Below are 22,660 nucleotides of genomic sequence, written 5' to 3' on the forward strand. Positions count from 1 at the left end.
GTTTAAACCCTCCCTTAGATACTGCTTCAATTAAGGCTGAAATGGTTTGTCTACACCAATATCTTCCAGTGTTTCTAGAAATACTTTCACCCGCACCAGGTTTTCCTGCTGGCCGGTCTCTACCCGTTCCACCCTTTGTTCTAATATTTTAGCCTCTTTGGGCAGTTTTGCTTTCACCGCTGCTAAGGCTTTTTGTTCTGCCAACTGGCGAGCTTCGGACCGAGTACGTTCTTCCCGGTAGTTAACTAATTCCAAATATTGTACTTTATTAAATTCTACAGGAACTGCAATATTCCTCCATTGGGGCAATGTTTTCACTTGCCCTTTGGTTTGATATTCTTGATAAGGCACCTCTTTAGGCCCTTTTAGAATTATTTCCTTGCCACCAATTTTAATACTAACCCGCTCTATTTGCTCACCGGAGATCCTTTGTCCACTTTCCACCAGTGGCGTTTCGCCATAGCCTTCATACCATACTCTGGCCCGCACCATTCCCTTGGCATGAACATATTGGGGCATGTCGATGGGGGTTGGAGCCATTTCTTCCGGAGACAGTGGCACTGTTTCTTCTGGTTTAACCTCAGGCAGTATTTCACCGGATATTAGTATTTGCCCTGGTACCACGGTATCTCCTTCCTTTACTGCCGCCTGGCCAGAAAGAATTAATACTTCTTTAATCAGTCCCGCTTTTTTGGCCACCACATGGGTTGGATGATTATCTTCTAAGCCAGGAGGCATCTTCTTTTCCACAATTTCGATGCGAGCCTTTGTCCCATTAATATAGACACCAGCCCAAGAAACAATGGGGATTTGATCTTTAATAGCCCTTTCCACCACTGCGGGATCTATGTTGTGTTTAAGCACCCCTTTGGCTAGCCCCGCTTGATGGGCCACCTTTAATACTTGTTGGTCAGAGAGGTTCTGGTTGCCTTCTATTTCAATAAACCAAATAAATGATGATAGCATGTACAGCACCGCCATAAAGGCAACCGCCCCGATGACTAATAATTTTCTTTTTTTCATTCGGCCAACGATAAAGGGCACACCTTCTCTGGTGCTAATTTTAAATTTGTTACCGGTACCCCTGGCGATATGCCTTAACGGTTTAACTCCAGACAATCGCACCCGTACCAGCATTTTATCAGCTCCCACCTTGGTAATGTCCCAAAGATAGATACCCCGACTGGCAGCCATGTTAATAAATTTCTCCAACGATTCCCCTTGAACCAACAGGGAAACATGTCCAAACAAATATGACATTAATCTAAACAGAAACAAGTTAAATCCCCCCAACCAGTTAATTGATACTTTTTATTCATTTAACAGCTTTAGATTGTCAATTTTTCCTTCCACCATAATTTCATCGGCTGTCATGTTGCGCAAAGATAAACCCTCACCAGTGATTTCAATTTCTCCTTCCCCCACTATAACCTTGACTATTTCCGGTGTATACTCAACGATGCCCCGGTGATTTTCTATAAACACCTGCAAATTTCCCACCAGCACCACCTTGGGTAGATCCAGCATGACGTCACTGGGAATTTCTAAAAAATCTGAAACCTGTCTTTTAAGTTGTTTTTTTAGCTTTTGCCAGGCCATAAAAAAATCCCCTCCCAGGCTAACAATATGCCTGGGGAGGGGAAAAAAGTACCATTTTTTATCATTGTCGTTTGTGTTTTTAGAGTGGATTGATTTTTGTTGTTGCTTTTTACCTATATCTCCGACGCCTCAAGCCCTTGGGTTTGCCAAAGACTTCTGATAGAATGAAGGCGTTTACTATTTGGTTGGGGGTAATGTTGCCTGTTAGTAAGTCCAGACCCGGTTGTTTTTGTTGACTTACATTTATCGCTTCTGCCTTTGGCTCTGGCATCCCTAATTGTCTTTTGATTTCAGTCAGTTTTTCCGTTTCTATTTTGATCACTGACTTTTTAGGCTCTTTGTTTTTAGGCATTGCTACCGTTTGCTGTTCTGTCATATCATCCGGAACATCCATATCCCCCGGTACCGAATCAAATTCCAATGGCACCTCTACTCTCGGTGTACTTGGCTCTGTCCTGAGGGGGGGCTTATCTGGTTCTTGCTCTAATAACACATCCCAATTGAAACGGCGGTTTTCACTCATTTAACCACCTACTCGTTTCTTTTTTCAGTGGAAGTTGGTGTGCTATAGCTACCGTCTTTAGTTTTTTGGCCACCAATGTTACCAAAACCTACTCTCATTTCGGTATCGGCAATCACGTTTTGCATGTTGTAGTAGTCCATTACGCCCAGGTTGCCTGCCTGCAGCGCCTGGGCAATACCCAGCGGCACTTGGGCTTCTGCTTCCACCACTTTGGCCCGCATTTCTTCTACCATTGCTCGCATCTCTTGCTCTTTGGCCACTGCCATGGCGCGCCGTTCTTCCGCCTTGGCTTGGGCGATCTTTTTATCTGCTTCCGCTTGGTCCGTTTGCAGTTGAGCACCAATGTTACGACCAACATCCACATCGGCAATATCAATGGATAGGATTTCAAAAGCGGTTCCTGCATCTAAACCTTTGTTTAAGACAGTGTGGGAGATGGAATCTGGGTTTTCCAACACTTCTTTGTGGTTTTCCATCGAACCCACCGTGGATACACAACCTTCGCCAACCCGGGCCAGCACTGTTTCTTCCCCAGCGCCACCCACCAATCGGTCGATGTTGGCCCGCACTGTCACTCTGGCGATTACTTTCACCTCAATGCCATCCTTAGCCACTGCCGATATCAAAGGAGTCTCTATTACTTTGGGATTAACACTCATTTGTACCGCCTCAAACACGTCTCTACCAGCTAAATCAATGGCCGCTGCCCGTTCAAAGGGTAAATCGATAGCCGCCCGTTCTGCGGCAATCAGTGCATTTACCACCCGATCGACGTTACCACCGGCCAGATAATGGGCTTCCAATTGGTTTACTGTCACTTGAACTCCGGCTTTATCAGCCTTAACCAATGGATTGATAATTCTAGCCGGAGGCACCCGTCTTAAGCGCATGCCAATCAAAGTAATTAAACCAATTTTCACCCCAGCAGCCAAAGCGGATATCCACAGGCCCACCGGAATAAAGCTGAACACTGTCACCACAGCCAATAGAATTAGGCCTAGAAAAATCAACGATGAAATAAGTTCTGCCATGTTTTGGGACCTCCTTAGATAAATTTTATTTAAATCATTTGTAACAGTCTTATGTCATTCATAATTCATAATTCGTCTAAATTTCTTTCACCACAACTCGACTGCCTTCCACTCGCACCACAACAATTTTTGTTCCGGGCATAATGTAACCACCTTCAGAAACAACGTCTATTCTTTGCCCCTCTATTTCCACTGCGCCGGACGGACGTAGTTTAGAAATTACCACTCCTTCTTTGCCCAGTAGTTGTTTTAATTCTTGACGGGCAGAGGAGTAACCCTGCTCACGGGCTTGGCGGTCTTTGAGGGCAAACCTGTGCCACAGTTTTCTTTTGTAACCCATGCGGATACCCCAGGCAAAAAAAGCAATGGTTAAAATAAGGCCAATAACCAATGATTGTAATGATTGGATTAAATCGGTTGATAACAGTATTATGCCCCAAGCCAGTAGTAGTACACCAGCAATACCAGAAAAACCAAAACCAGGAAATACAAACACTTCCATAATCAAAGACAGCACACCCAAAATCATTACCAGTACCGCTACCCATACCGCTATTTCATTACTCATTGTTTCACCCCCCTCTCCCTATCTATCAATATGTCCACAAATGGTTATTAATTAATCCTAATGTGCAAGAATGCCTGGCAAAGTTATTGCCAGGCATTGTTGTTTTTTTAATTAAGTTATTTAAAGCGCTTGCGTGCAGCTGCTCGACGTGCTGCTTCTGATTTTTTCTTACGTCTAACACTAGGCTTTTCGTAAACTTCACGTTTACGTACTTCGGACAATACCCCAGCCTTTTGACAAGAACGCTTAAAGCGCCGGAGGGCACTATCCAGTGTTTCATTTTTACCTACTCTTATTTCCGCCACTTTCTTCCCTCCCTCCGCCAATGGGTGAAACACAGAGAGTATGTAAGGGAGTTTTTTTACCCCATCAAACACACTATAAAATTATATACTGTTTAGTACCACAAGTCAATCGGTTTGGTTTTTAATCCATTTATAACTACCGTTTTTTCCAGTAAAACCTTTGACTGTGTTACGTTTGCAACTAAAACTTTATCCTTAACCTGGAGGCCAGGCGAAGGGTCTACCACCTAATAGGTGAAAATGGATATGAAAGACTGTTTGGCCTGCTTGTTCTTTGCAGTTTGATACCAGTCTATAGCCCTGCTCTGCTAACCCATATTGTGAAGCCAATTTATTGGCGGTGAGAACTATGTGACCAATAATATCGCTGTCCTCAGGCTGTAAATCAAGTAATGTCGGAATATGCTTTTTGGGGATGATTAAAATATGGGTGGGTGCCTCTGGGTTAATATCCTTAAAAGCTAATATACGCTCATCTTGGTATACCACTTCTGAAGGTATTTCTTTGTTGATAATTTTGCAAAAGATACAGTCCACTAACTTGCACCTCCTCCCAAAACTCTTCTCTACAAATATACTCACAACTAAAACATATTCAACGAAGGGGCGATAAATCCTGCCCATTATTGATTTAATTTTCCAAACAGTTTATCACCCTGCTGTTCCTTTAATCGTACCTGTACCAGTTGTCCATGCAAATCTCCAATGGCCGAAAATTCCACCCGCAGATAGGTTTCGGTTAAACCTTCCCAGCACCCAGGGTTATCCTTTACCGGTTGTTCAACCAGTACTTCTACAGTTTGACCCAAAAACCTTTCGGCATAACTTTTGGCCATTTGCTGGCCTAGAGCTATAAGGCGATGGCTGCGCTTTTCTTTTTGCTCGGCGGCCACCTGGTTGGGGAAGTCAGCTGCCCTAGTACCTTTTCTGGGTGAATATTTAAATACATGTATGCCGGAAAAAGCCATCTTCTGACAAAATTTGTAGGTGTTTTCAAAAAGCTCTTCGGTTTCGCCAGGAAAGCCAACAATTACATCGGTGGTAATGGCGATATCTGGTATTTGGTTTCTAATGTCGGCAATCAGTTGTTCAAAATGTTTAGTGGTATAGCGACGGCCCATGGATTTCAGCACTTGGTCATCGCCACTTTGCATTGGTATATGTAGGTGATTACAAAACACCTTTGATGACTGAGCAATACCTATTAGCTCCGGTGTAATATCATTTGGTTCCACCGAACTTAAACGTAACCGCTTTAGCCCATTTATATGCACCAGTTCCTTTATTAGTGTAGACAATTCAGTGCCATCTTTAAAATCAAGGCCGTAGGCTCCGGTGTGAATACCGGTGAGCACCACTTCTTTAAAGCCCTCTTTAACCAGTTTATGTACTTCTTCCACAACGTTGGTTAAACTGCGACTGCGCAATGGCCCCCGGGCATAGGGGATAATGCAATAGGCACAGTAGTTGTTGCAACCCTCTTGCACCTTGATAAAGGCTCTGGTTTTGCCGCTTTCGGTCACTGTGGGTAACTCTTGAAATTCGTGCTGCTGAAAGACATCCAGCACAGCGTTTACTGGACCGGCGGGCTTAGCCACCTCTTGCTCCACCAATTGGACAATTTTGTTTTTATCGGCTGTTCCCACTACCAGATCAACCCCTGGTATTTCCATCACCTCTCCGGGGGAGGTTTGGGCATAGCATCCGGTAACCACGATCAGCCCTTGGGGGTTGATTTTGGCCGCCCGCCGAATCATCTGTCTACTTTTGCGATCCCCCAGGTGGGTAACGGTGCAGGTGTTGATAATGTATACGTCTGCTGGCTGACCAAATTCTGTCAGGAGGTAACCATGTTCTTTAAACATTTCTCCAATGGCCGCAGATTCCGTTTGGTTGACTTTACAACCCAATGTATGAATTGCTACCTTTTTCACGGTTCTCCCCCCTTAAAACAAACAATCATCTTTATTCGTCCAGTGTAGGGGCAGGTTTCCATGCCTGCCCGCAGAACAAATCTATGTTTCTTTGGCGGGTCGGCGTGGAAACCGACCCCTACGATTTAGGAAGACATTCAAAATTCATAATTGCTCTTACCCCAGATCCCCATATGTATACATAATAACGCTAATCACCGCTAAGCCGGCGGTTTCTGTACGCAGAATTCTTGGCCCTAGTGAAATGGACTTGGCTCCATGTTGTTGGGCAAGGGCCACTTCTTCTTGGTCAAATCCACCCTCAGGGCCGATAATTATGTAAAAGTTCTTTTGGTCACTGTATTCCTTGACAATCTCTTGTAATGACCGGGTGGTTTCGTTTTCGTAGGGCATCACCACCAGGGCATCTGCTGGTATCTGTTCAAAAAGGTCCTTTAGCTCCATTGGCGCTTCTACCATGGGTACCATTGGACGACGGCATTGTTTGGCTGCCTCCATTGCTACCCGCTGCCATCTTTCACGGCGTTCGGCACCTTTTTTTTGATCCAATTTAACTACCGAACGTTGGCACTTGATGGGAATAAATTTCGTCACCCCTAATTCCGTTCCCTTTTGAATAACCAGTTCCATTTTATCTGCCTTCGGCAAACATTGGGCGAGCGTAATGGCTATCGGCGGCTCACCCACTGCCGGCTGTTGTTCCAGCAAGTCACAGGTAATTAATTCCCGGTTAAAATCCCGAATTTGGGCGCGAAATTGGTTGCCAACTCCATCCAATATTGTTACCAAATCTCCTTCCTTTAACCGCAATACCTTTTGTGCATGTTTAGCATCCTGTCCGGTAATAAAAGCCTGGTTCTTCTTAATGTTTTTGGGTTCTACAAAAAAACGGGCCAAACCCTTACCCCCTAACTTTAGTCAGCAGCAAGGCTACCCATTCGCCCTGGTGCCGTTGCCCCTGCAACTTAAAACCAGTTTGCTGTAATGCTGACAACACTTCCTCTGCCCGGTCACGAATAATACCAGAGGTAATTAGATACCCACCCGGTCGCAAAGCCTCAAGGGCATCGGGAGCCAATTTTATAATCACATCAGCCACAATGTTGGCGATGATCACGTCAGCTTCGCCGGCAAAGTGATCCAGTAAGTTACCTTGCACCACTTGAACTTTGTCGGCCACCATGTTGCCGGCAATGTTTTCTTTGGCCACTTTCACAGCCACTTCATCCACATCCACTGCCAACACCTTCTTTGCTCCCACCTTAGCAGCAGCAATGGCTAAAATTCCCGTGCCAGTGCCAACATCGCAGACCATTTCGCCTCCAATGATGCAGTCTTCAATAAATTCCAGACACATGGTGGTGGTGGCATGGGTGCCGGAGCCAAAGGCCATGCCGGGGTCCATTTCCAGCACCACTTGGTTTGGCTCTACCTTTATTTCTTCCCAAGTTGGCTTAACTATAAAACGTTGGCCCACTTTAACTGGCTTGTAATAGGCTTGCCAAGCAGTGGCCCAGTCTTCTTCTTTGATTTCTCTGACATAAATTTTAGGTTTGGTTTTTAAATCCAGTTTACTCAGCCGTTCTTTTAACTGGGTCACTTTTTGCTCGGCCGCTTCGGTGGCCGGAAAATAGCCCTTAACTATTGGCATCTCCCGATTGAGCACTTCGTCCGGAAACTCCCAATAATCCCAAACTCCAGACTCTATATACTTATAAATAAGGGCGGGGTCATCAATGGCTACCCCGCCTGTGCCCAAATCTTCAAATATAAAAGATATTATTTCTATCCCTTCGGTGGGGGTGTGTACCGCCACTTCTAACCAATTCACCGTAATATTCTCCCCTTTTACTTTACCCGGTAAAGGCGTCTTTTACCTTGGCGAAAAAACTTTTTTCCGCCCCCTTTGGGATATGATCCCCTGACGCTTTAGCAAATTCCTTCAGGAGCTCCCGCTGTCTATCGCTAAGCTTGGTGGGGGTAATTATTTTTACCCGCACATGCTGATCGCCGCGTCCGGCACCGTTAAGGTAGGGTATACCTTTGCCCCGCAAGCGGAAGACCGCTCCGGTTTGGGTACCCTCCGGTATCTTCATTTCCACTTCTTCTTCTAGCGTTTTCACGGTAATGACATCGCCCATGGCTGCTTGCACAAAGCTAATGGGAATTTCACAGAAAATGTCGTTGCCATCTCGCTTAAATAGCTTGTGCGGACGCACCGTAACATATACATACAGATCTCCGGGGGGGCCGCCTCGCACTCCCCGTTCACCTTCACCAGTTAAGCGAATGCGGTTGCCATTGTCGACACCGGCAGGTATTTTAACATGAATACTACGGTTACGGCGCACTTCGCCACTTCCGTGGCAAGTGGGGCAAGGTTTTTCAATAATTCTACCAGTACCATTACAGTTGCGACAGGTTGAGGATTGCATAATCCGGCCAAAGGGTGTATTGACGGCCTGTTGCACCTGCCCGGTACCATGACAAACGCCACAATTTTTGGTGTGGGTACCCGGAGCAGAGCCAGTACCACTACAGGTTTCACAATGTTCACTGCGGGGTACTTTAATATCTCTTTCCACTCCAAAGGCTGCCTCTTTAAAAGATAGCTCTAGGTTTAGCCGTAAGTCAGCACCCTTTTGGGGCCCGTTACGCCGACCACCGCCGCCACCACCAAAAAATATGTCAAATATATCGTTAATACCACCAAAGTCCCCACCGAAACCACTGAAGTCAAAACCACCAAAACCTTGACCGTCAGCACCGGCATGACCAAAGCGGTCATAGTTGGCACGTTTTTCGGCATCACTGAGGACAGAATAGGCCTCAGCTGCCTCTTTAAACTTTTCTTCCGCTTCTTTATTATCTGGATTGGCATCCGGATGGTATTTACGAGCCAGCTTACGGTAGGCCTTTTTAAGTTCATCTTGCGAAGCATCCCTAGAGACCCCCAGCACCTCGTAATAGTCTCTCTTACTCAATGGTGTCACCACCTTATTAATTTTGAATTACTTCAAATAGCTAGGCTCTATCTAGCGGTGCCTAGCTACACTCATGTAACAGAAAACCTATGACACAAGGAAACTGTACCCCTGATAGATCAATTTTCTTTTACAGCAGAAATTGCAGGGGAGCTTAATACCTCCCCTGCAGTTCATTTCATTATTGTACTATATTATGCTTTAATTGTCTTTATTGATTATCATCTTTTTTTACTTCGTATTCAGCATCCACTACATTATCGTCCTGTGGTTGTTGCTGTTGTCCGTCGCAGCTGCCACCGGCGCAACCGCCTTCGGCACCCGGTTGCCCAGCATTTTGCTGATACATGGCTGTGGCCAGTTCATGCAACGGTTTAGTAAGATCTTCAGTTTTTTGTTTGATATCTTCAATATCGGTGCCAGCCAGTGCGGTGCGCAAAGCCTCAATGGCGGTTTTTACGTTATCCACTTGTTGTTTATCCGCTTTATCTTCAAAGTCTTTAATGGTTTTTTCTGCCTGATAAATCATGCTGTCAGCGTTGTTGCGCACTTCCACTTCTTCTTTGCGTTTTTTGTCTTCCTCAGCATACTTTTCTGCATCTTTAACCATTCTATCGATATCTTCATCACTTAAGCTGCTGGTGTTATTAATGGTAATGCTTTGCTCTTTACCAGTGGATTTATCTTTAGCTGACACGTTAACAATACCGTTGGCATCGATGTCAAACTTAACTTCGATTTGTGGAATACCCCGTGGTGCCGGTGGAATGTCAGACAGCGTAAATCTGCCCAGGGTTTTGTTACCGGCTGCCATTTGACGCTCCCCTTGTAGCACATGAATTTCCACCGAAGTTTGGTTATCCGCAGCAGTGGAAAACACTTGGCTTTTGGATGTTGGGATGGTGGTGTTGCGTTCGATCAATTTGGTAAATACACCACCTAAAGTTTCAATACCTAGGGACAGCGGGGTTACGTCTAACAGTAATACGTCCTTAACTTCCCCAGCCAGCACCCCAGCTTGGATAGCAGCACCTAGGGCCACACATTCATCTGGGTTGATGCCCTTGTGCGGTTCTTTGCCTAAGTAGTTTTTAATGGCTTCTTGCACCGCCGGAATTCTGGTGGAACCACCAACCAACAGTATTTTATTAATTTGGTTAGGCTGCAAGCCGGCATCCTCTAGTGCTTGCCGGGTTGGGCCCATGGTTTTCTCTACCAAATCTGCAGTCAGCTCATTAAACTTAGCCCGGGTTAAATTTAAGTCTAAGTGTTTGGGGCCGTCGGCGCCGGCAGTAATAAAGGGCAAGTTGATATTAGTGGTCATAACCCCCGATAATTCGATTTTAGCTTTTTCGGCCGCTTCTTTTAAGCGTTGCATGGCCATACCGTCGTTTTTCAGATCGATGCCGCTCTCTTTTTTAAACTCGGCAATCATCCAGTCAATGACTCGTTGATCAAAGTCATCCCCACCCAGGCGGTTGTTGCCACTGGTTGATTTAACTTCAAATACGCCGTCACCCAGTTCCATAATGGATACGTCAAAGGTACCGCCACCTAGGTCGTATACCAGTACGGTTTGGTCATCTTCTTTGTCCAAGCCATAAGCCAGTGCAGCAGCGGTTGGTTCGTTAATAATCCGCAAAACTTCTAAACCAGCAATTTTACCAGCATCCTTAGTTGCTTGACGCTGAGCATCACTGAAGTATGCCGGTACGGTAATAACAGCTTTATCTACCTTCTCACCCAAATAGGCTTCGGCATCTGATTTTAGTTTTTGCAAAATCATCGCTGACACTTCTTGGGGTGAATACTTTTTGCCATCCACCTCTACTTTGTAATCGGTACCCATGTGACGCTTAATAGAGCTAATGGTACCTTTAGGGTTGCTCACTGCTTGTCGTTTAGCCACTTGGCCAATTAAACGTTCTCCGGTTTTAGAAAAACCCACCACCGAAGGAGTGGTCCGGGCACCCTCTGGGTTGGGGATAACCACTGCTTCGCCACCTTCCATTACGGCTACGCAAGAGTTTGTGGTGCCAAGGTCAATGCCGATAACTTTACTCATATTATTTCAACCTCCATATGTTTGCAAAATTTACATGCTTCATTACATAAACACATTCTTTTTCATAGAGCGGGTTTCCATGCCCGCCCCCAGGTAAACCCATGTTACTTTGGTAGGTCGGCGTGCCGACCCCTACTGTCTGTTTAGGTCTTATTTTCCTACTGAGCCACTTTCACCATAGCGGGGCGAATCACTTTACCCTTTAATATGTAACCCCGTCTTAGTTCTTCCACTATAGTGTTTTCTTTATAATCATCACTGGCCACTTGCATCACTGCATCGTGGTAGTTGGGATCAAACTCTTCACCCACTGCTGGAATAACTTCCAGCCCTTGGTTACTTAGCACATCCATCAACTGTCGGTAAATCATTTCTACCCCCGAGGCAAACTCGTCGGCCGGTGCTGCACTTAGCGCCCGTTCAAAGTTGTCCAGTACCGGCAATATGGCGGTAATTAGCTCTTCGCTGGCAAAGTTAATTAAATCTGCCTTTTCTTGACGGGTGCGTCTACGGAAATTATCAAAATCCGCCTGGACGCGCAACAAACGATTATAGTGTTCTTCGGCTTCGGCAGTTTTTTGAGTTAACTGTTGCTGCAATTCCTCCACTGAAATGTCAGTTTTAGTTTGCTCTGATTTTATTTCTTTTTCGGAATTTACCTCTTCAGTTTTGATTTCTTCTGACAAATCATCACCTCATTTTCTAGCCTTCAAAGGCTAAATCCTTGTCACCTTTTTCATCTCTCATTTTGATGATGGTGTCTATCCGTAAAATAGCTTCTGCTATCTCACCTGCCGCTTTTAAGGCATGGGCTTTAACCAACATTGGGTCCACCACTCCCAGGGCCAGCATATCAACCACTTCCCCGGTATCACAATCTACTCCCAATGAGTTTTTATCCTGTTCCAATTGAGCCACGTTAACATCACCCAACTTTTCCAGAGGGTTAAAACCGGCATTGGCCACTATTTGAGACATGGGACGCCTTAGGGCCTCAACTACACAGTCTACGCCAAAGGCAGCCATGCCGCGCATACCTTCACGCAATTTTTCCACATCCCGGGCCACTGCCAACTCCAGTGATCCACCACCGGGCACCAAACCACCACGCACCGCCGCTTGTACCGCCGATGCGGCATCCTTGGCAATGCGCTGCCGTTCTCCCACCACTTCGGTGGTGGCTGCTCCCACCAGCACAGTGGCCATGGGCTTACCGCTGCCACCCATTAGCCAAACCTGTTCTAATTTTTCTTCACTTTTTATTTGCTCAACGTGGCCCAAATATTTAGCTAGATCTTCTTTGCTCTTTTTCAGTCCAGTACGTTTAATCATCCTGGCTCCGCAGTGTTCTGCAGCATTGCGCAATTCCTTATGAGTAACCCGCTGCACCACCATAATACCGGCATCTGTCAACAGTTCTTCTACAGTATCATCAACACCGCGATCCACCAGCACCAGACCGACGCCTAATTTTATAATTTTTTGCAAATTGCTTCTAAATTCATTTTGTAACTCTAAATAACGGGCAAATCCCGATTCAGTACTGAGGGCTTCTTCGCCAATTTCTTCTGGCTCTAGGGCATCATCAATAACCAGTACCTTTACATTTTGTAGATCTCTGGGCATTTGTTTGTTTAGGCGCTCTTTGTCAATGATAACACCCATAAATACGCGATTTTCGGCCCCTTCTTCTGCCATAATGGTGTCCGCCAGTTTAAAACTGCTGTCTTTTAACTTTTCCTCACCAATTAAACCTGCCGCCTTAACCACCAGTTCAGCAATATCCCGATGTTCACGGCCAGCAACTAACGCCACCTGGTGTATCTGTGGGCTCTCCAGACTGGTTAAAGGTGTGGCTTGTTCTCTAATTACTTGTTGGGCTTTATTCAGCCCAGCCCGCAAACCTTCAATTACTCTGGCCACCGGCACCCCTTTGGCCACCTGATCAACGCCAGCACTAACCAGTGCCCCGGCCATCACCGTGGCGGTGGTGGTGCCATCGCCAATTTCTTCCTGCTGGGCTTTGGCAATGTTAATTAACATTTTTGCCGCTGGATGGTTGGCCTCCATCATGGTTAAAATAGTTACCCCATCGTTAGTAATTACCACCTCACCAAAGCGATCCACCAGCATGGTATCCAAGCCCTTTGGACCAAGGGTACCCTCCACTGCCGAGGCGATGGCCCGCACCGCATTGGCGTTGGTAATCAGGGCAGACATTTTTTCATCTACTTCGGACCCCCGGCTTACCTGTTGTTTCAAACTCAAAACTGGGTTCCTCCTCTATATGGCTAAATCTGTTTACTAACCTCTGTTTAGTTTTTCCAATGTATAATTTAATATTTTAGAAAGATGCTCCACTATGGTAATCGCTTTGGAGTACTCCATCCGAGTGGGCCCCAGTACACCAATGGTACCCTGCATGTGATTACCGATTTTGTATGTGGCGGTAATCATGGTACAGTCTTTAATCTCCTCTTGGTTGTTTTCCACCCCAATGCGTACCGACAGACCATCTTTTTTACCCATCATAATGTCTTGCAGTAAACTTTCTTTTTCCAACAGCGATAACAAAGTTTTCAGCTTTTCGATATTGTGAAACTCCGGTTGGTTGAGGATATTATATACCCCACCCAAATAAATCTTACCTTCCACCTGTTTTGCGAGATTATTTTGCATTAGCTCTAACGCCACGTCCACAAAATCTCGATAACGGGATAACTCCAGGTAGATTTCATTTAGTAAGGTCAGTTTAATGTTTTCCATATTTACGCCAGATAGCTTAGCATTAAGCACTCTGGAGATCTGCTCTAAGTCCTGTTGCGTAATACTTTCGGCCACTTCAATTTGGTGATGATATACCGCACCCGAATTTAACACTATTATCACCATCGCTAAAGTTGGCGCCATTGACACCAGTTGCACATATTTAATTTGAGCCTGGCTCATTTGCGGTGACGTCACGATGGAAGTGTAATTGGTAAGATCCGATAACAATTGACCGGTGCGATTAATCACTTTACCAAGTTCTTGGGCTTTATCTTTATAACTGCTATTAATAAACTGCATTTGCTCAACGGACAGCTTTTCCGGCTCCATTAGATAGTCTACATAGTAGCGATATCCTAAATCTGATGGAATACGGCCAGCCGATGTATGGGGCTGCTCTATCAATCCCAAATCCTCTAAGTCTGCCATTTCATTTCTAATGGTGGCTGGGCTGACGCCCAGGTTGTACTTACGGGAAATGGTTCTGGAGCCCACTGGTTCTGCAGTGGAGATGTAATCTTGAATGATTGCCAGCAATATTTTTTTCTTGCGGTCATCCATTTTCATTACGAACCGCCTCCTGTTAGCACTCTATCTTGATGAGTGCTAAGTACTATCAATAAAATAGCACTTGACTTGTTATTTGTCAAGCTACACGAATTCGGCAAAAACAATATTTGCCAACGGCAACCCCTTGGGGGTTAGCCGCAGGTGACTACCGGTATTTTCAATTAATCCCTGTTTAATTAACTTAGCTGTTTCCTCAGGCCAGACATCAAAGACACTGCGACCAAACCGTCGATAAAATGCATTTAGGTTTACACCGGCCAACAACCGCAAGCCCATAAACATTGTTTCGGACATGCTAGCTGCCACAGTAAGTTGGATGTGTTCCGTTAACAAAGGGGTTCCTTTTTTCATGGCGTCAGCATATTGGTTAATATCTCCGGTGTTGGCCCACCGCTGGCTGTTTAAATGGGAATGGGCTGCTGGCCCTAAGCCAAGGTATTCCTGATTGTGCCAATAAACTAAATTGTGTTTGGATTGAAAACCGGGTTGGGCAAAATTTGATATTTCATAATGTTGGTAACCTAAGCGATGCAAAAAACTAATTGTTTCATTATACATGGCCAATTCTAAATCCTCGTCGCAGCGGACCAGTTCTCCGCGATCCACCGCTGCCGTTAACGGAGTGCCATCTTCCAATTGTAGGCTATAACATGATATGTGTTGTGGTTCCAACTCTGTTAATATTTTTAACGATTGTTGCCAGTGGGTTAAGCTTTGGCCGGGAACGGCAAAGATTAAATCCATGCTTAGGTTATTAAAACCCACCTGCCGAGCAACATCCACCGCCTGTAGTGCTTGGTTGAGGTTGTGTATCCGTCCCAGCACCTGCAATAGCTGGGGTTGGCAAGCCTGCACTCCTAAGCTCAGGCGGTTTACCCCCCCGCGGTATAGGGTTAGCAATTTTTCTTTGTCCAATGTACCGGGGTTAGCCTCCACCGTCACCTCTGCCTCTGGTTGCCAGTGGAAGTAATGTTGTAGTTTTTCCAATAACCAAGCTAAATCCTTTGCCGGCAGTATCGAGGGCGTGCCACCCCCAATAAATACCGTGCCCACTTGTTTTTGTCCTGCAGACAAACGCTCAGCATAGTAACACATCTCTTGTTCCAATGCCCGTAAATATCTGTGGGCTATGTCCGGTTTATAAGGAAAAGAGACAAAGTCACAATAAGTACATTTTTGCACGCAAAAGGGCACATGGACATATAGACTAATCATTTATAATTCTCCTATTTTAGTGTTTCCTGATTTAGTTAATTTTAAAAGCAATTGCCGGTGGCGCACGTCCTATGCGCCACCCTGACTCCGACAGCCTACTTCGCTAAGTTCGGTTCACTGCTCAACTATATATCGTTCGCTTACTGCAGCATGTGCCGGGTTTTTAACTCACCTTTATTTTGGAAGCAGAGGCAAAAACCACCTGCGTATTTACCACTAGCCAAAGTTAGTATTACACTACAAAAAGATGTGCACACCAAGGCATGCACACCTTTTACTGTACTATATATAACTACATCACACCAACCAATTCAAAATTCGTAATTCCTAATTCGACCCCAAAGGCCCACATGCATAATGTTTATTTGTCGTCCCCAATGCTCAGCACTGCCATGAAGGCTTCTTGGGGCACTTCTACGTTACCCACTTGTTTCATGCGTTTTTTACCTTCTTTTTGTTTCTCCAACAGTTTGCGCTTACGGCTGATGTCACCGCCGTAACATTTGGCCAGTACGTCTTTGCGCAGCGCCCGCACTGTTTCTCTGGCAATAATTTTGTTGCCGATGGCGGCCTGAACGGGAATTTCAAACTGCTGCCTGGGAATCAGACTGCGCAATTTTTCCACCAATGCTCGGCCACGGTAATAGGATTTATCTTTGTGCAAAATACAAGATAGTGCATCCATTGGCTCATTGTTAAGCAGGATATCCATTTTAACCAGTTTGCTTTCCCGATAGTCACTCATTTCGTAATCAAAGGAGGCATATCCTTTGGTGCGGGTTTTTAACTGATCGAAGAAGTCAAAAATAATTTCGGACAGCGGCAAATCATAGACTAACATTACCCTAGTCATACCAAGATATTCCATATTTTTAAATACACCCCGCCGCTCTTGGCACAATTCCATTACCGAGCCAACAAAATCTTTGGGTACCATAATGGTGGCTTTAACAAAAGGTTCCTCCATATGGTCAATTTTACTCTGTTCAGGCATTTTAGATGGGTTAGAAATGTGGAGCACTTCCTCACCGGTGGTATACACATGGTAAACAACGCTGGGGGCGGTGGTGATAATGTTTAGTTTATATTCCCGCTCTAACCGTTCTTGAATAATTTCTAAATGCAGCAGACCCAAGAAACCACAACGGAAGCCGAAGCCCAGGGCATCGGATGTTTCCGGCTCATAAGCCAATGCAGCATCGTTTAGGCTCAGTTTGTCCAACGCATCCCGTAAATCTCCGTATTCCACATTATCCACTGGGTAAATACCACAGTATACCATGGGGGTAGCTTTGCGATAACCTGGCAAGGGCTGGTCCGCTCGATTATTGGCATCGGTGATGGTATCCCCCACCCGACAGTCTTTAACGTTTTTGATGCTGGCAGCCACAAAGCCCACCTCACCGGATTTCAATTCTTCCGTGGGGGTGATGGTCGGACGGAAAAAACCAACATCGGTAACTTCAAATTCGGCACCGGTGGCCATCATGCGGATCTTCATACCCTTTTTTAATGTACCTTGCATCACCCGGATGTTGGCGATAACCCCTTTATAGGCATCATAGTGGGAATCAAAGATGAGTGCTTTCAGCGGTTCATCGTTATTACCCCGGGGGGCAGGTATGTTATGAACAATTTGTTCTAGGATTTCTTCTACACCAAGGCCGGTTTTGGCAGATGCATGTACAGCATTGGAAGCATCTAGTCCAATCACGTCTTCTATTTCCTTTTTGACCCGTTCGGGGTCAGCGCTGGGTAAATCTACTTTGTTAATGACAGGAATAATCTCCAAATCGTGTTCTAATGCCAAGTAAACGTTGGCCAATGTCTGGGCTTCAATACCTTGGGAAGCATCTACCACCAGCAACGCCCCTTCACAGGCGGCTAAACTGCGGGATACTTCATAGGTGAAGTCTACGTGTCCAGGAGTGTCGATTAAGTTAAGCAAATACTCTTGGCCATCCTTAGCTTTATATACCAGACGAACAGCCTGTAGTTTGATAGTAATGCCACGTTCTTTTTCTAAATCCATTGTATCGAGAACCTGTTCGTCCATCTCCCGTTTGGTTAATGAACCAGTGGACTCCAGTAGACGGTCAGCCAAGGTGGATTTACCATGGTCAATATGGGCTATAATACAAAAATTGCGTATTCGGTCTTGACTAATTGACATCAAGACTTTCCTCCTTTATTTCTAAAAACATAATTAGACAATCAACATCTAATTATAGCACCATATTTACTTGCTATCAACTTTATCAAGTATATCCTGGGTTAAACAGCGCACTGTTTCTAACGGATTGCTGTTAGTTATTTGCTCCCACCAAGTGGTTATTTTAATTATTGCAATTTGTTGGTATTGTTCTATTTCTTCCTTAGGAAAATTATTAATAGCGGCAGTTACAGGCTGCAGCAATGAAGCCAACTGGTCTTTTTGAACATGGGTACTGATATTAAGGGCAGATATATATAAGCCCTCGGTGGTTTGGTAACATTCAAAGGCTTTAACCGGTTGTTGATAACCAAGGTCTTGATTAAAATTGACTAAGGATGTTTGGATACCCATAAATACCACTATTACCGCCAGTGTGAGAAATATAACAATGTTCCTTTTGCGGTTTAGCATAAAAAAGCACCTCCTCTATAAGGATGTGCTTTTTTTGTCTTGATTAGACGTACCCAACAAGTCATTCCTAATTCATAATTCAAAATTCATATTTCTTACTTTTCTTCCTCAAGCACTGCTGCCAATACCTCCGCCAATAGTTGGGCAGCATTTTTGGCTTCTTCGGTACTGTTTTCCACCGTCCCTATTTCCATTAATAAAGCTCCGGTATGATAATGTTGGTTATATCTACCTTCTTTAACTCTAATGCCCAGCGAAAGGCCAGGATACAGCTCATCCATTTTGCTGGTTATCTGGCGCGCCAGAGCTAAGTTTTGTTGCCAGTGAGGAAAGGGCATGCGAGCATCAGAGCCCACTACTATCATAATCCGGGCCACCTTTTTTCCATTTATCTCTCTAAAGGAGTCCGCCCTGGGACGCTCGGCATCCCGGTGAATATCTAACAGCAATTTTAACTCAGGATTTTCTTTAATTAAAGCCTGTACCGTTTTTTCTGACTGGATATAAGAATCGTTATAGATTTCATCGTGAATTTTATCTGTCATTACCACCTTAATTTTATGGTTTTGCTCTAAACTATCCTTTAATGCCGCCGCAGCCTTTACCACCCCACCCTGTTTACCATTTAGCCGATCTACTCCGTCTGTGAGGGAGTAGGTCTCTCCGGTGTGGGTACAATAAATAGCCACCACCGGCGGACCATTCAGCGGGGCCAACGCAGCTTTTTCTTCCTGCGGAATTGTTACTTCTTCCTTTGGTATTGCCGCTGTATCTGGACTAATTATTTCAGTACTGCCAGTGGCAGCTGCCAATAATGGCATTTGAGAAGTCAATATTTTTTCGGGCTGATTGATGTTCACTATGGTCATTAATCCCAGCGCTGAAAATATCGCTTCCAGAGGAGATTTATAAATATCTTGATTGCTCCAAGCCATTATCGGTATCGCGTAGTTAACAATATTGCATGGGTCATCACCGCTCAACAGGGATGTATTAATACATCCCCCCGCCAATGCAGAGACCTGTTGAGCAACCACTGGGCGATAGGGGTTACACCACAAAACCACCATCATTACGATGGCCAACAACCAATAAGCATATGTGCGCATTTTATGAGCAATTAGTTTACGACGATGGTAACGAACCACTTTACTGTAACTCATTTCTACTCCCCCAAAGCATTTGCTACTGCTATTGATATGCTGGGGGGTAACAATTATGAATGTAACACAAAAAGGAGCGCTATGGTTTAGCACTCCTTTTACAGAAAAATATTTTTTATCGTACCACTGTGGGTACAACGGCATCTATAATACCAATTATAAAAGCTGAAATTAGTGCGCCCATTAGGCTTACGCTTAACAGGTTAGGAATAATAAACTGGGATAAATAAATTACAACAGCAGCTGTGATAAAACCTACGATGCCACGACGTTGGGGTGATACTTTGTCACCCAGCAAACTTTCCACTATATAGCCTAAAACTGCAATGACAACGGCAGCTATGAGTGCTCCAGTAAAACCGCCTCGTACTACAAAGCCTGGAGAAAGCCAACTTACAGCCAGTAATACTAAAGCAGACACAATAAACCTAACGATTAAACCAACCATTTCTTCACCCCCTTTATAAGCTATTTATATATTTGACCATTTTGGGGAATGATATACCAAAGGTTCTTGCATTTTTTTAATCAGCGTGGTAAAATTGGGCATGTTGGGGAGGTGAAGGTAAATGCCTAACATTAAATCTGCGGCTAAGCGCGTTCGCATTACTCATAAGCGCACATTACGCAATGCCAGCTTGAAATCAGCACTGCGTACAACTATCCGCCGGTTTGAAGAGGCTCTGGCTTCGGCTGATCTAGATAACGCTAAGGTTGCTTTACAAAAAGCCACTAAAGCACTGGATAAGGCTGTAACCAAGGGTATTCTGCACAAAAACACTGCAGCCCGCAAAAAGTCTCGTCTAACCAAGCGGTTTAATAAAGCCAGCTAATAAAGCACCCATCGGGTGTTTTAGTTTTGCAAGTTTTAATTATGAATTCATAATTAACCATGGTAAAAAGGACACATCATTAAGGTGTGTCCTTTTTGTATTTCTGTTATTGTTACCAGTTTGTTGTTTTGTTATTAACAACGGTTAGTGAAATTTTGAAATGGGACATCGGTGGTTTTTGGGATAGTTTCGCAGACCTCACTAAGCTCATCCGATCGGCTCCAGCAGGGTCGCCGGCAAATTCACCGTCCATGGCTCAGTTGCCGGTGGCGCACGTCCTATGCGCCAATCTCCTTCGCTAAGTTCGGTGTACTACTCAACTATATCGTCGTTCGCTTGACTTGCGCAGGAGCAGGGTTTTCTACTAAACTTAGTTCTTGAAGCAAGGGCAAAAGCCACTGTGTTTGTACTTCTAACAATAGCCTGTCAAAGAAACTATGTCTCTCACTTCCAACCTCTCACATCTCACCTCTCAACTAACTGCCAGATCCAGCAACAAGCGCTCTAAACCTGGGTAAAACTCTTGCCGACCTGTTTTTACATCGGCATCCAGTTGAGCCAGTGCGCTCAGGGCGGCTATTAATTGATCGCGGTTAAAGTTTTTGCCCAGCTTTAGGGCATTTTGCACCGGGTAAAGTTTCTCATTTATTCTTTTGGCGATTTCCAATGCCGGCAATCCATAACGGGCCAATTCATTAACCTGTAACATTAGCCGAAATTGTCTGGCAACCATGGCTAAAATAATTTGTGGTGGCTCTTTGTTGGCCAGCAGTTCCCTAATTCCCTTTAGGGCCAAATCATATTTGCAGGCGCCAATGGCATCTAATACATCAAAAATCCGGTACTCAACGGACTGATGCACCACTTTTTTTGCATCCTCTATTGTAATGGTCTCATTTTTACCTACATAAGTTAATAATTTCTGCCATTCAGCCACTAAACCGGTTAAACCCATGGTGGTGCTGGTTATCAATAATTCTTTGGCTTGGGGGTCTAATTTCTTGTGGTGTTTTCTGGCTTGAACCTCCAACCACTTGGCTATGTCTTTGGGTTTAAGGATTTCAAAGTTAACTGCTTCGCCGACCTTTTCCACCAGTTTAAAGATTTTTTTTCGACGGTCGACGGCGTCATGGCAATTAAAGATTAGGCAGGTGGTTAACAATGGGTTGTTTAGATATTTAATTAATGGTTCTAACCCTGCTTGCTTGCTGTCTTCGACATTATCATTTTGCTTGGATGATTTTCGTTTGCTGGCACTAAACCATGGTGGATTTTTGACCAACACCAGTCTTTTTTCAGCCATAAAAGGTGGGGTACCGGCCATATTTACCACATCATGGACGTCAGTAGTTTCACCATCTAAAATATCCATATTAAAATCTGCCGCCTGGAGCAACAGCCCTTGTTTAAATTGTTCCACTGCCTTTTCCCGCAGGTAAACCTCATCACCATAAAATAGATAAACCGGCGCCACCACACCCCGCTTAGCACTGTTGACTAATTTTTCATAGTACTGCATTATTTTTGACCACCATCTTCAATTCTCCCTTTATTTGATATTTGGCATTAATAACTTTAACCTGCCGGGCAACACTTCGATATCCAACGGTAAGTTGGGACCCGGCTCTCCGTCAATATCAGTTTTAATTTCTTCATTGGATGTTACTTTCACCCAGCGGGTTTGGTGGTACTTAACCAGCGGACTGTTTAAATGGGTGCCCCGACCTTCATAGGCCTTAACTAACAGCGGCACCAACTGAGCTTGGGAGCATTTTTTTAACACCACCACATCTAACAAACCGTCTGCTATGCTGGCATTAGGGGCAATATTTCTAATGCTGCCAGCGGTGGTAGAATTGAGCACCAAGAACAACATTACCTCTTCTTCTATTTTAAAGCCATCCCCTTCAATGGTCACAGATATAGGTGCCGCCTGCCATAGGTGTTCCAGTCCCTTTAGGTAGTAACCGGTCACCCCCAGCCGACTCTTAATGGCGTTGTCCACCTCTTGGGAGATACTGGTTAATACACCGGCACTGGCAACATTCAGAAAGAAGCGGTCATTAATGCTGCCGATGTCCACCTTTAAGACATCTCCAGATAACAGTCTTTTTACCGCTAATCCAGGCTGTTTTTCCAACCCTAAAGCAGTGGCAAAGTCATTGGCAGTGCCAGAGGGAATAATGCCCACTGGCAAATCCGCTTTGGCATGCAGCAGTCGGTTTACCGCTCGGCTTACCGACCCATCCCCACCAGATAATAACAAAACATGGTATTGTTCCACCAAATCAAACACTCGATCATAGTCAAGTTCAGGACCAATCCGATAAAATGTTGGCAGATAGCCACATTGATGACAGGCTTCCACCACCTGATCTATTTGCCTCGGAAAACTATGATTACCGCTTGTCGGATTATATATCACTAACGCTTTTTTCAAAAATGCCACATCCTATAATTATTATCAGCTTATAT

At 44.8% G+C, this 22,660-nt stretch carries 23 protein-coding genes; 1 reads left to right on the forward strand and 22 read right to left on the reverse strand.

All coding sequences use genetic code 11. The features are described 5' to 3' along the window. Window positions 1-30: 30 nt before the first annotated feature. The 20 genes from yqfD to V6C27_00180 all read right to left on the reverse strand — a co-directional run bounded on the left by yqfD (window position 31) and on the right by V6C27_00180 (window position 19,800). A complete protein-coding gene (gene yqfD, locus V6C27_00085; GenBank protein ID MEG6614831.1) occupies window positions 31-1,278 on the reverse strand; it encodes a sporulation protein YqfD in 1,248 nt (415 codons plus the stop codon). A 33-nt stretch (window positions 1,279-1,311) separates the two neighbouring features. After that, entirely contained in the window at window positions 1,312-1,599 is a 288-nt protein-coding gene (gene yqfC / locus V6C27_00090) for a sporulation protein YqfC (protein MEG6614832.1), read from the reverse strand. Window positions 1,600-1,708: 109 nt separating this feature from the next. Continuing rightward, window positions 1,709-2,122, reverse strand: a complete 414-nt coding sequence (locus V6C27_00095) for a hypothetical protein (protein MEG6614833.1) — start codon at window positions 2,120-2,122, stop codon at window positions 1,709-1,711. A gap of 8 nt (window positions 2,123-2,130) precedes the next feature. Further along, a complete protein-coding gene (gene floA / locus V6C27_00100; GenBank protein ID MEG6614834.1) occupies window positions 2,131-3,153 on the reverse strand; it encodes a flotillin-like protein FloA in 1,023 nt (340 codons plus the stop codon). A gap of 76 nt (window positions 3,154-3,229) precedes the next feature. Then, the gene (locus tag V6C27_00105; protein MEG6614835.1) at window positions 3,230-3,721 is read right to left on the reverse strand and encodes an NfeD family protein; all 492 of its coding nucleotides are present in this window, start codon (window positions 3,719-3,721) and stop codon (window positions 3,230-3,232) included. A gap of 116 nt (window positions 3,722-3,837) precedes the next feature. After that, window positions 3,838-4,026 carry a 30S ribosomal protein S21 gene (gene rpsU, locus V6C27_00110; protein MEG6614836.1) on the reverse strand — a complete coding sequence of 63 codons (189 nt, stop codon included), beginning with the start codon at window positions 4,024-4,026 and terminating at the stop codon, window positions 3,838-3,840. A gap of 195 nt (window positions 4,027-4,221) precedes the next feature. After that, complete coding sequence (locus V6C27_00115) at window positions 4,222-4,563, reverse strand: histidine triad nucleotide-binding protein (protein ID MEG6614837.1); 342 nt, start codon at window positions 4,561-4,563, stop codon at window positions 4,222-4,224. An 86-nt stretch (window positions 4,564-4,649) separates the two neighbouring features. Continuing rightward, window positions 4,650-5,960: a tRNA (N(6)-L-threonylcarbamoyladenosine(37)-C(2))-methylthiotransferase MtaB gene (gene mtaB, locus V6C27_00120; protein ID MEG6614838.1), complete on the reverse strand. Its 1,311-nt coding sequence runs from the start codon at window positions 5,958-5,960 to the stop codon at window positions 4,650-4,652. Window positions 5,961-6,116: 156 nt separating this feature from the next. Further along, entirely contained in the window at window positions 6,117-6,857 is a 741-nt protein-coding gene (locus tag V6C27_00125) for a 16S rRNA (uracil(1498)-N(3))-methyltransferase (GenBank protein ID MEG6614839.1), read from the reverse strand. 4 nt (window positions 6,858-6,861) lie between these two features. Continuing rightward, the gene (gene prmA, locus V6C27_00130) at window positions 6,862-7,791 is read right to left on the reverse strand and encodes a 50S ribosomal protein L11 methyltransferase (protein MEG6614840.1); all 930 of its coding nucleotides are present in this window, start codon (window positions 7,789-7,791) and stop codon (window positions 6,862-6,864) included. A gap of 22 nt (window positions 7,792-7,813) precedes the next feature. Then, entirely contained in the window at window positions 7,814-8,944 is a 1,131-nt protein-coding gene (gene dnaJ, locus V6C27_00135) for a molecular chaperone DnaJ (protein ID MEG6614841.1), read from the reverse strand. A gap of 211 nt (window positions 8,945-9,155) precedes the next feature. Then, on the reverse strand, window positions 9,156-11,009 hold the full coding sequence (gene dnaK / locus V6C27_00140; GenBank protein ID MEG6614842.1) for a molecular chaperone DnaK: 1,854 nt from the start codon (window positions 11,007-11,009) through the stop codon (window positions 9,156-9,158). A gap of 158 nt (window positions 11,010-11,167) precedes the next feature. Next, window positions 11,168-11,695 (reverse strand): nucleotide exchange factor GrpE, encoded by a 528-nt coding sequence (gene grpE / locus V6C27_00145; protein MEG6614843.1) that lies wholly within the window; start codon window positions 11,693-11,695, stop codon window positions 11,168-11,170. A 16-nt stretch (window positions 11,696-11,711) separates the two neighbouring features. Continuing rightward, a complete protein-coding gene (locus V6C27_00150) occupies window positions 11,712-13,277 on the reverse strand; it encodes a TCP-1/cpn60 chaperonin family protein (GenBank protein ID MEG6614844.1) in 1,566 nt (521 codons plus the stop codon). 36 nt (window positions 13,278-13,313) lie between these two features. Continuing rightward, window positions 13,314-14,345 carry a heat-inducible transcriptional repressor HrcA gene (gene hrcA, locus V6C27_00155; protein MEG6614845.1) on the reverse strand — a complete coding sequence of 344 codons (1,032 nt, stop codon included), beginning with the start codon at window positions 14,343-14,345 and terminating at the stop codon, window positions 13,314-13,316. A gap of 84 nt (window positions 14,346-14,429) precedes the next feature. Then, window positions 14,430-15,563: a radical SAM family heme chaperone HemW gene (gene hemW, locus V6C27_00160; protein MEG6614846.1), complete on the reverse strand. Its 1,134-nt coding sequence runs from the start codon at window positions 15,561-15,563 to the stop codon at window positions 14,430-14,432. A gap of 361 nt (window positions 15,564-15,924) precedes the next feature. Next, window positions 15,925-17,736, reverse strand: a complete 1,812-nt coding sequence (gene lepA / locus V6C27_00165) for a translation elongation factor 4 (protein ID MEG6614847.1) — start codon at window positions 17,734-17,736, stop codon at window positions 15,925-15,927. Window positions 17,737-17,802: 66 nt separating this feature from the next. Continuing rightward, window positions 17,803-18,189 carry a hypothetical protein gene (locus V6C27_00170; protein ID MEG6614848.1) on the reverse strand — a complete coding sequence of 129 codons (387 nt, stop codon included), beginning with the start codon at window positions 18,187-18,189 and terminating at the stop codon, window positions 17,803-17,805. A 95-nt stretch (window positions 18,190-18,284) separates the two neighbouring features. Beyond that, on the reverse strand, window positions 18,285-19,352 hold the full coding sequence (locus V6C27_00175) for a stage II sporulation protein P (GenBank protein MEG6614849.1): 1,068 nt from the start codon (window positions 19,350-19,352) through the stop codon (window positions 18,285-18,287). Window positions 19,353-19,467: 115 nt separating this feature from the next. Beyond that, window positions 19,468-19,800, reverse strand: a complete 333-nt coding sequence (locus V6C27_00180; protein MEG6614850.1) for a phage holin family protein — start codon at window positions 19,798-19,800, stop codon at window positions 19,468-19,470. Window positions 19,801-19,921: 121 nt separating this feature from the next. Between V6C27_00180 and rpsT the strand changes: the two genes are divergently transcribed. Then, window positions 19,922-20,185 (forward strand): 30S ribosomal protein S20, encoded by a 264-nt coding sequence (rpsT, locus tag V6C27_00185; GenBank protein MEG6614851.1) that lies wholly within the window; start codon window positions 19,922-19,924, stop codon window positions 20,183-20,185. 472 nt (window positions 20,186-20,657) lie between these two features. Here the strand turns inward: rpsT and holA are convergent, their stop codons facing one another. Both holA and V6C27_00195 read right to left on the reverse strand, forming a co-directional pair. Next, complete coding sequence (gene holA, locus V6C27_00190; protein MEG6614852.1) at window positions 20,658-21,704, reverse strand: DNA polymerase III subunit delta; 1,047 nt, start codon at window positions 21,702-21,704, stop codon at window positions 20,658-20,660. A 30-nt stretch (window positions 21,705-21,734) separates the two neighbouring features. Next, entirely contained in the window at window positions 21,735-22,625 is an 891-nt protein-coding gene (locus tag V6C27_00195) for a YegS/Rv2252/BmrU family lipid kinase (GenBank protein ID MEG6614853.1), read from the reverse strand. Window positions 22,626-22,660: the final 35 nt, after the last annotated feature.

This window comes from Peptococcaceae bacterium 1198_IL3148 (assembly GCA_036763105.1).
Taxonomy (GTDB): domain Bacteria; phylum Bacillota; class Desulfotomaculia; order Desulfotomaculales; family Desulfohalotomaculaceae; genus JBAIYS01.

Bases quoted from the DNA above. Each gene is read 5' to 3' on its own strand.
- floA (MEG6614834.1), bottom strand. From the start codon at position 3,153: ATGGCAGAACTTATTTCATCGTTGATTTTTCTAGGCCTAATTCTATTG.
- V6C27_00180 (MEG6614850.1), bottom strand. From the start codon at position 19,800: ATGGTTGGTTTAATCGTTAGGTTTATTGTGTCTGCTTTAGTATTACTG.
- V6C27_00175 (MEG6614849.1), bottom strand. From the start codon at position 19,352: ATGAGTTACAGTAAAGTGGTTCGTTACCATCGTCGTAAACTAATTGCT.
- hrcA (MEG6614845.1), bottom strand. From the start codon at position 14,345: ATGAAAATGGATGACCGCAAGAAAAAAATATTGCTGGCAATCATTCAA.
- rpsT (MEG6614851.1), top strand. From the start codon at position 19,922: ATGCCTAACATTAAATCTGCGGCTAAGCGCGTTCGCATTACTCATAAG.
- V6C27_00105 (MEG6614835.1), bottom strand. From the start codon at position 3,721: ATGAGTAATGAAATAGCGGTATGGGTAGCGGTACTGGTAATGATTTTG.
- holA (MEG6614852.1), bottom strand. From the start codon at position 21,704: ATGCAGTACTATGAAAAATTAGTCAACAGTGCTAAGCGGGGTGTGGTG.
- dnaK (MEG6614842.1), bottom strand. From the start codon at position 11,009: ATGAGTAAAGTTATCGGCATTGACCTTGGCACCACAAACTCTTGCGTA.
- yqfC (MEG6614832.1), bottom strand. From the start codon at position 1,599: ATGGCCTGGCAAAAGCTAAAAAAACAACTTAAAAGACAGGTTTCAGAT.
- V6C27_00095 (MEG6614833.1), bottom strand. From the start codon at position 2,122: ATGAGTGAAAACCGCCGTTTCAATTGGGATGTGTTATTAGAGCAAGAA.
- V6C27_00170 (MEG6614848.1), bottom strand. From the start codon at position 18,189: ATGCTAAACCGCAAAAGGAACATTGTTATATTTCTCACACTGGCGGTA.
- hemW (MEG6614846.1), bottom strand. From the start codon at position 15,563: ATGATTAGTCTATATGTCCATGTGCCCTTTTGCGTGCAAAAATGTACT.
- lepA (MEG6614847.1), bottom strand. From the start codon at position 17,736: ATGTCAATTAGTCAAGACCGAATACGCAATTTTTGTATTATAGCCCAT.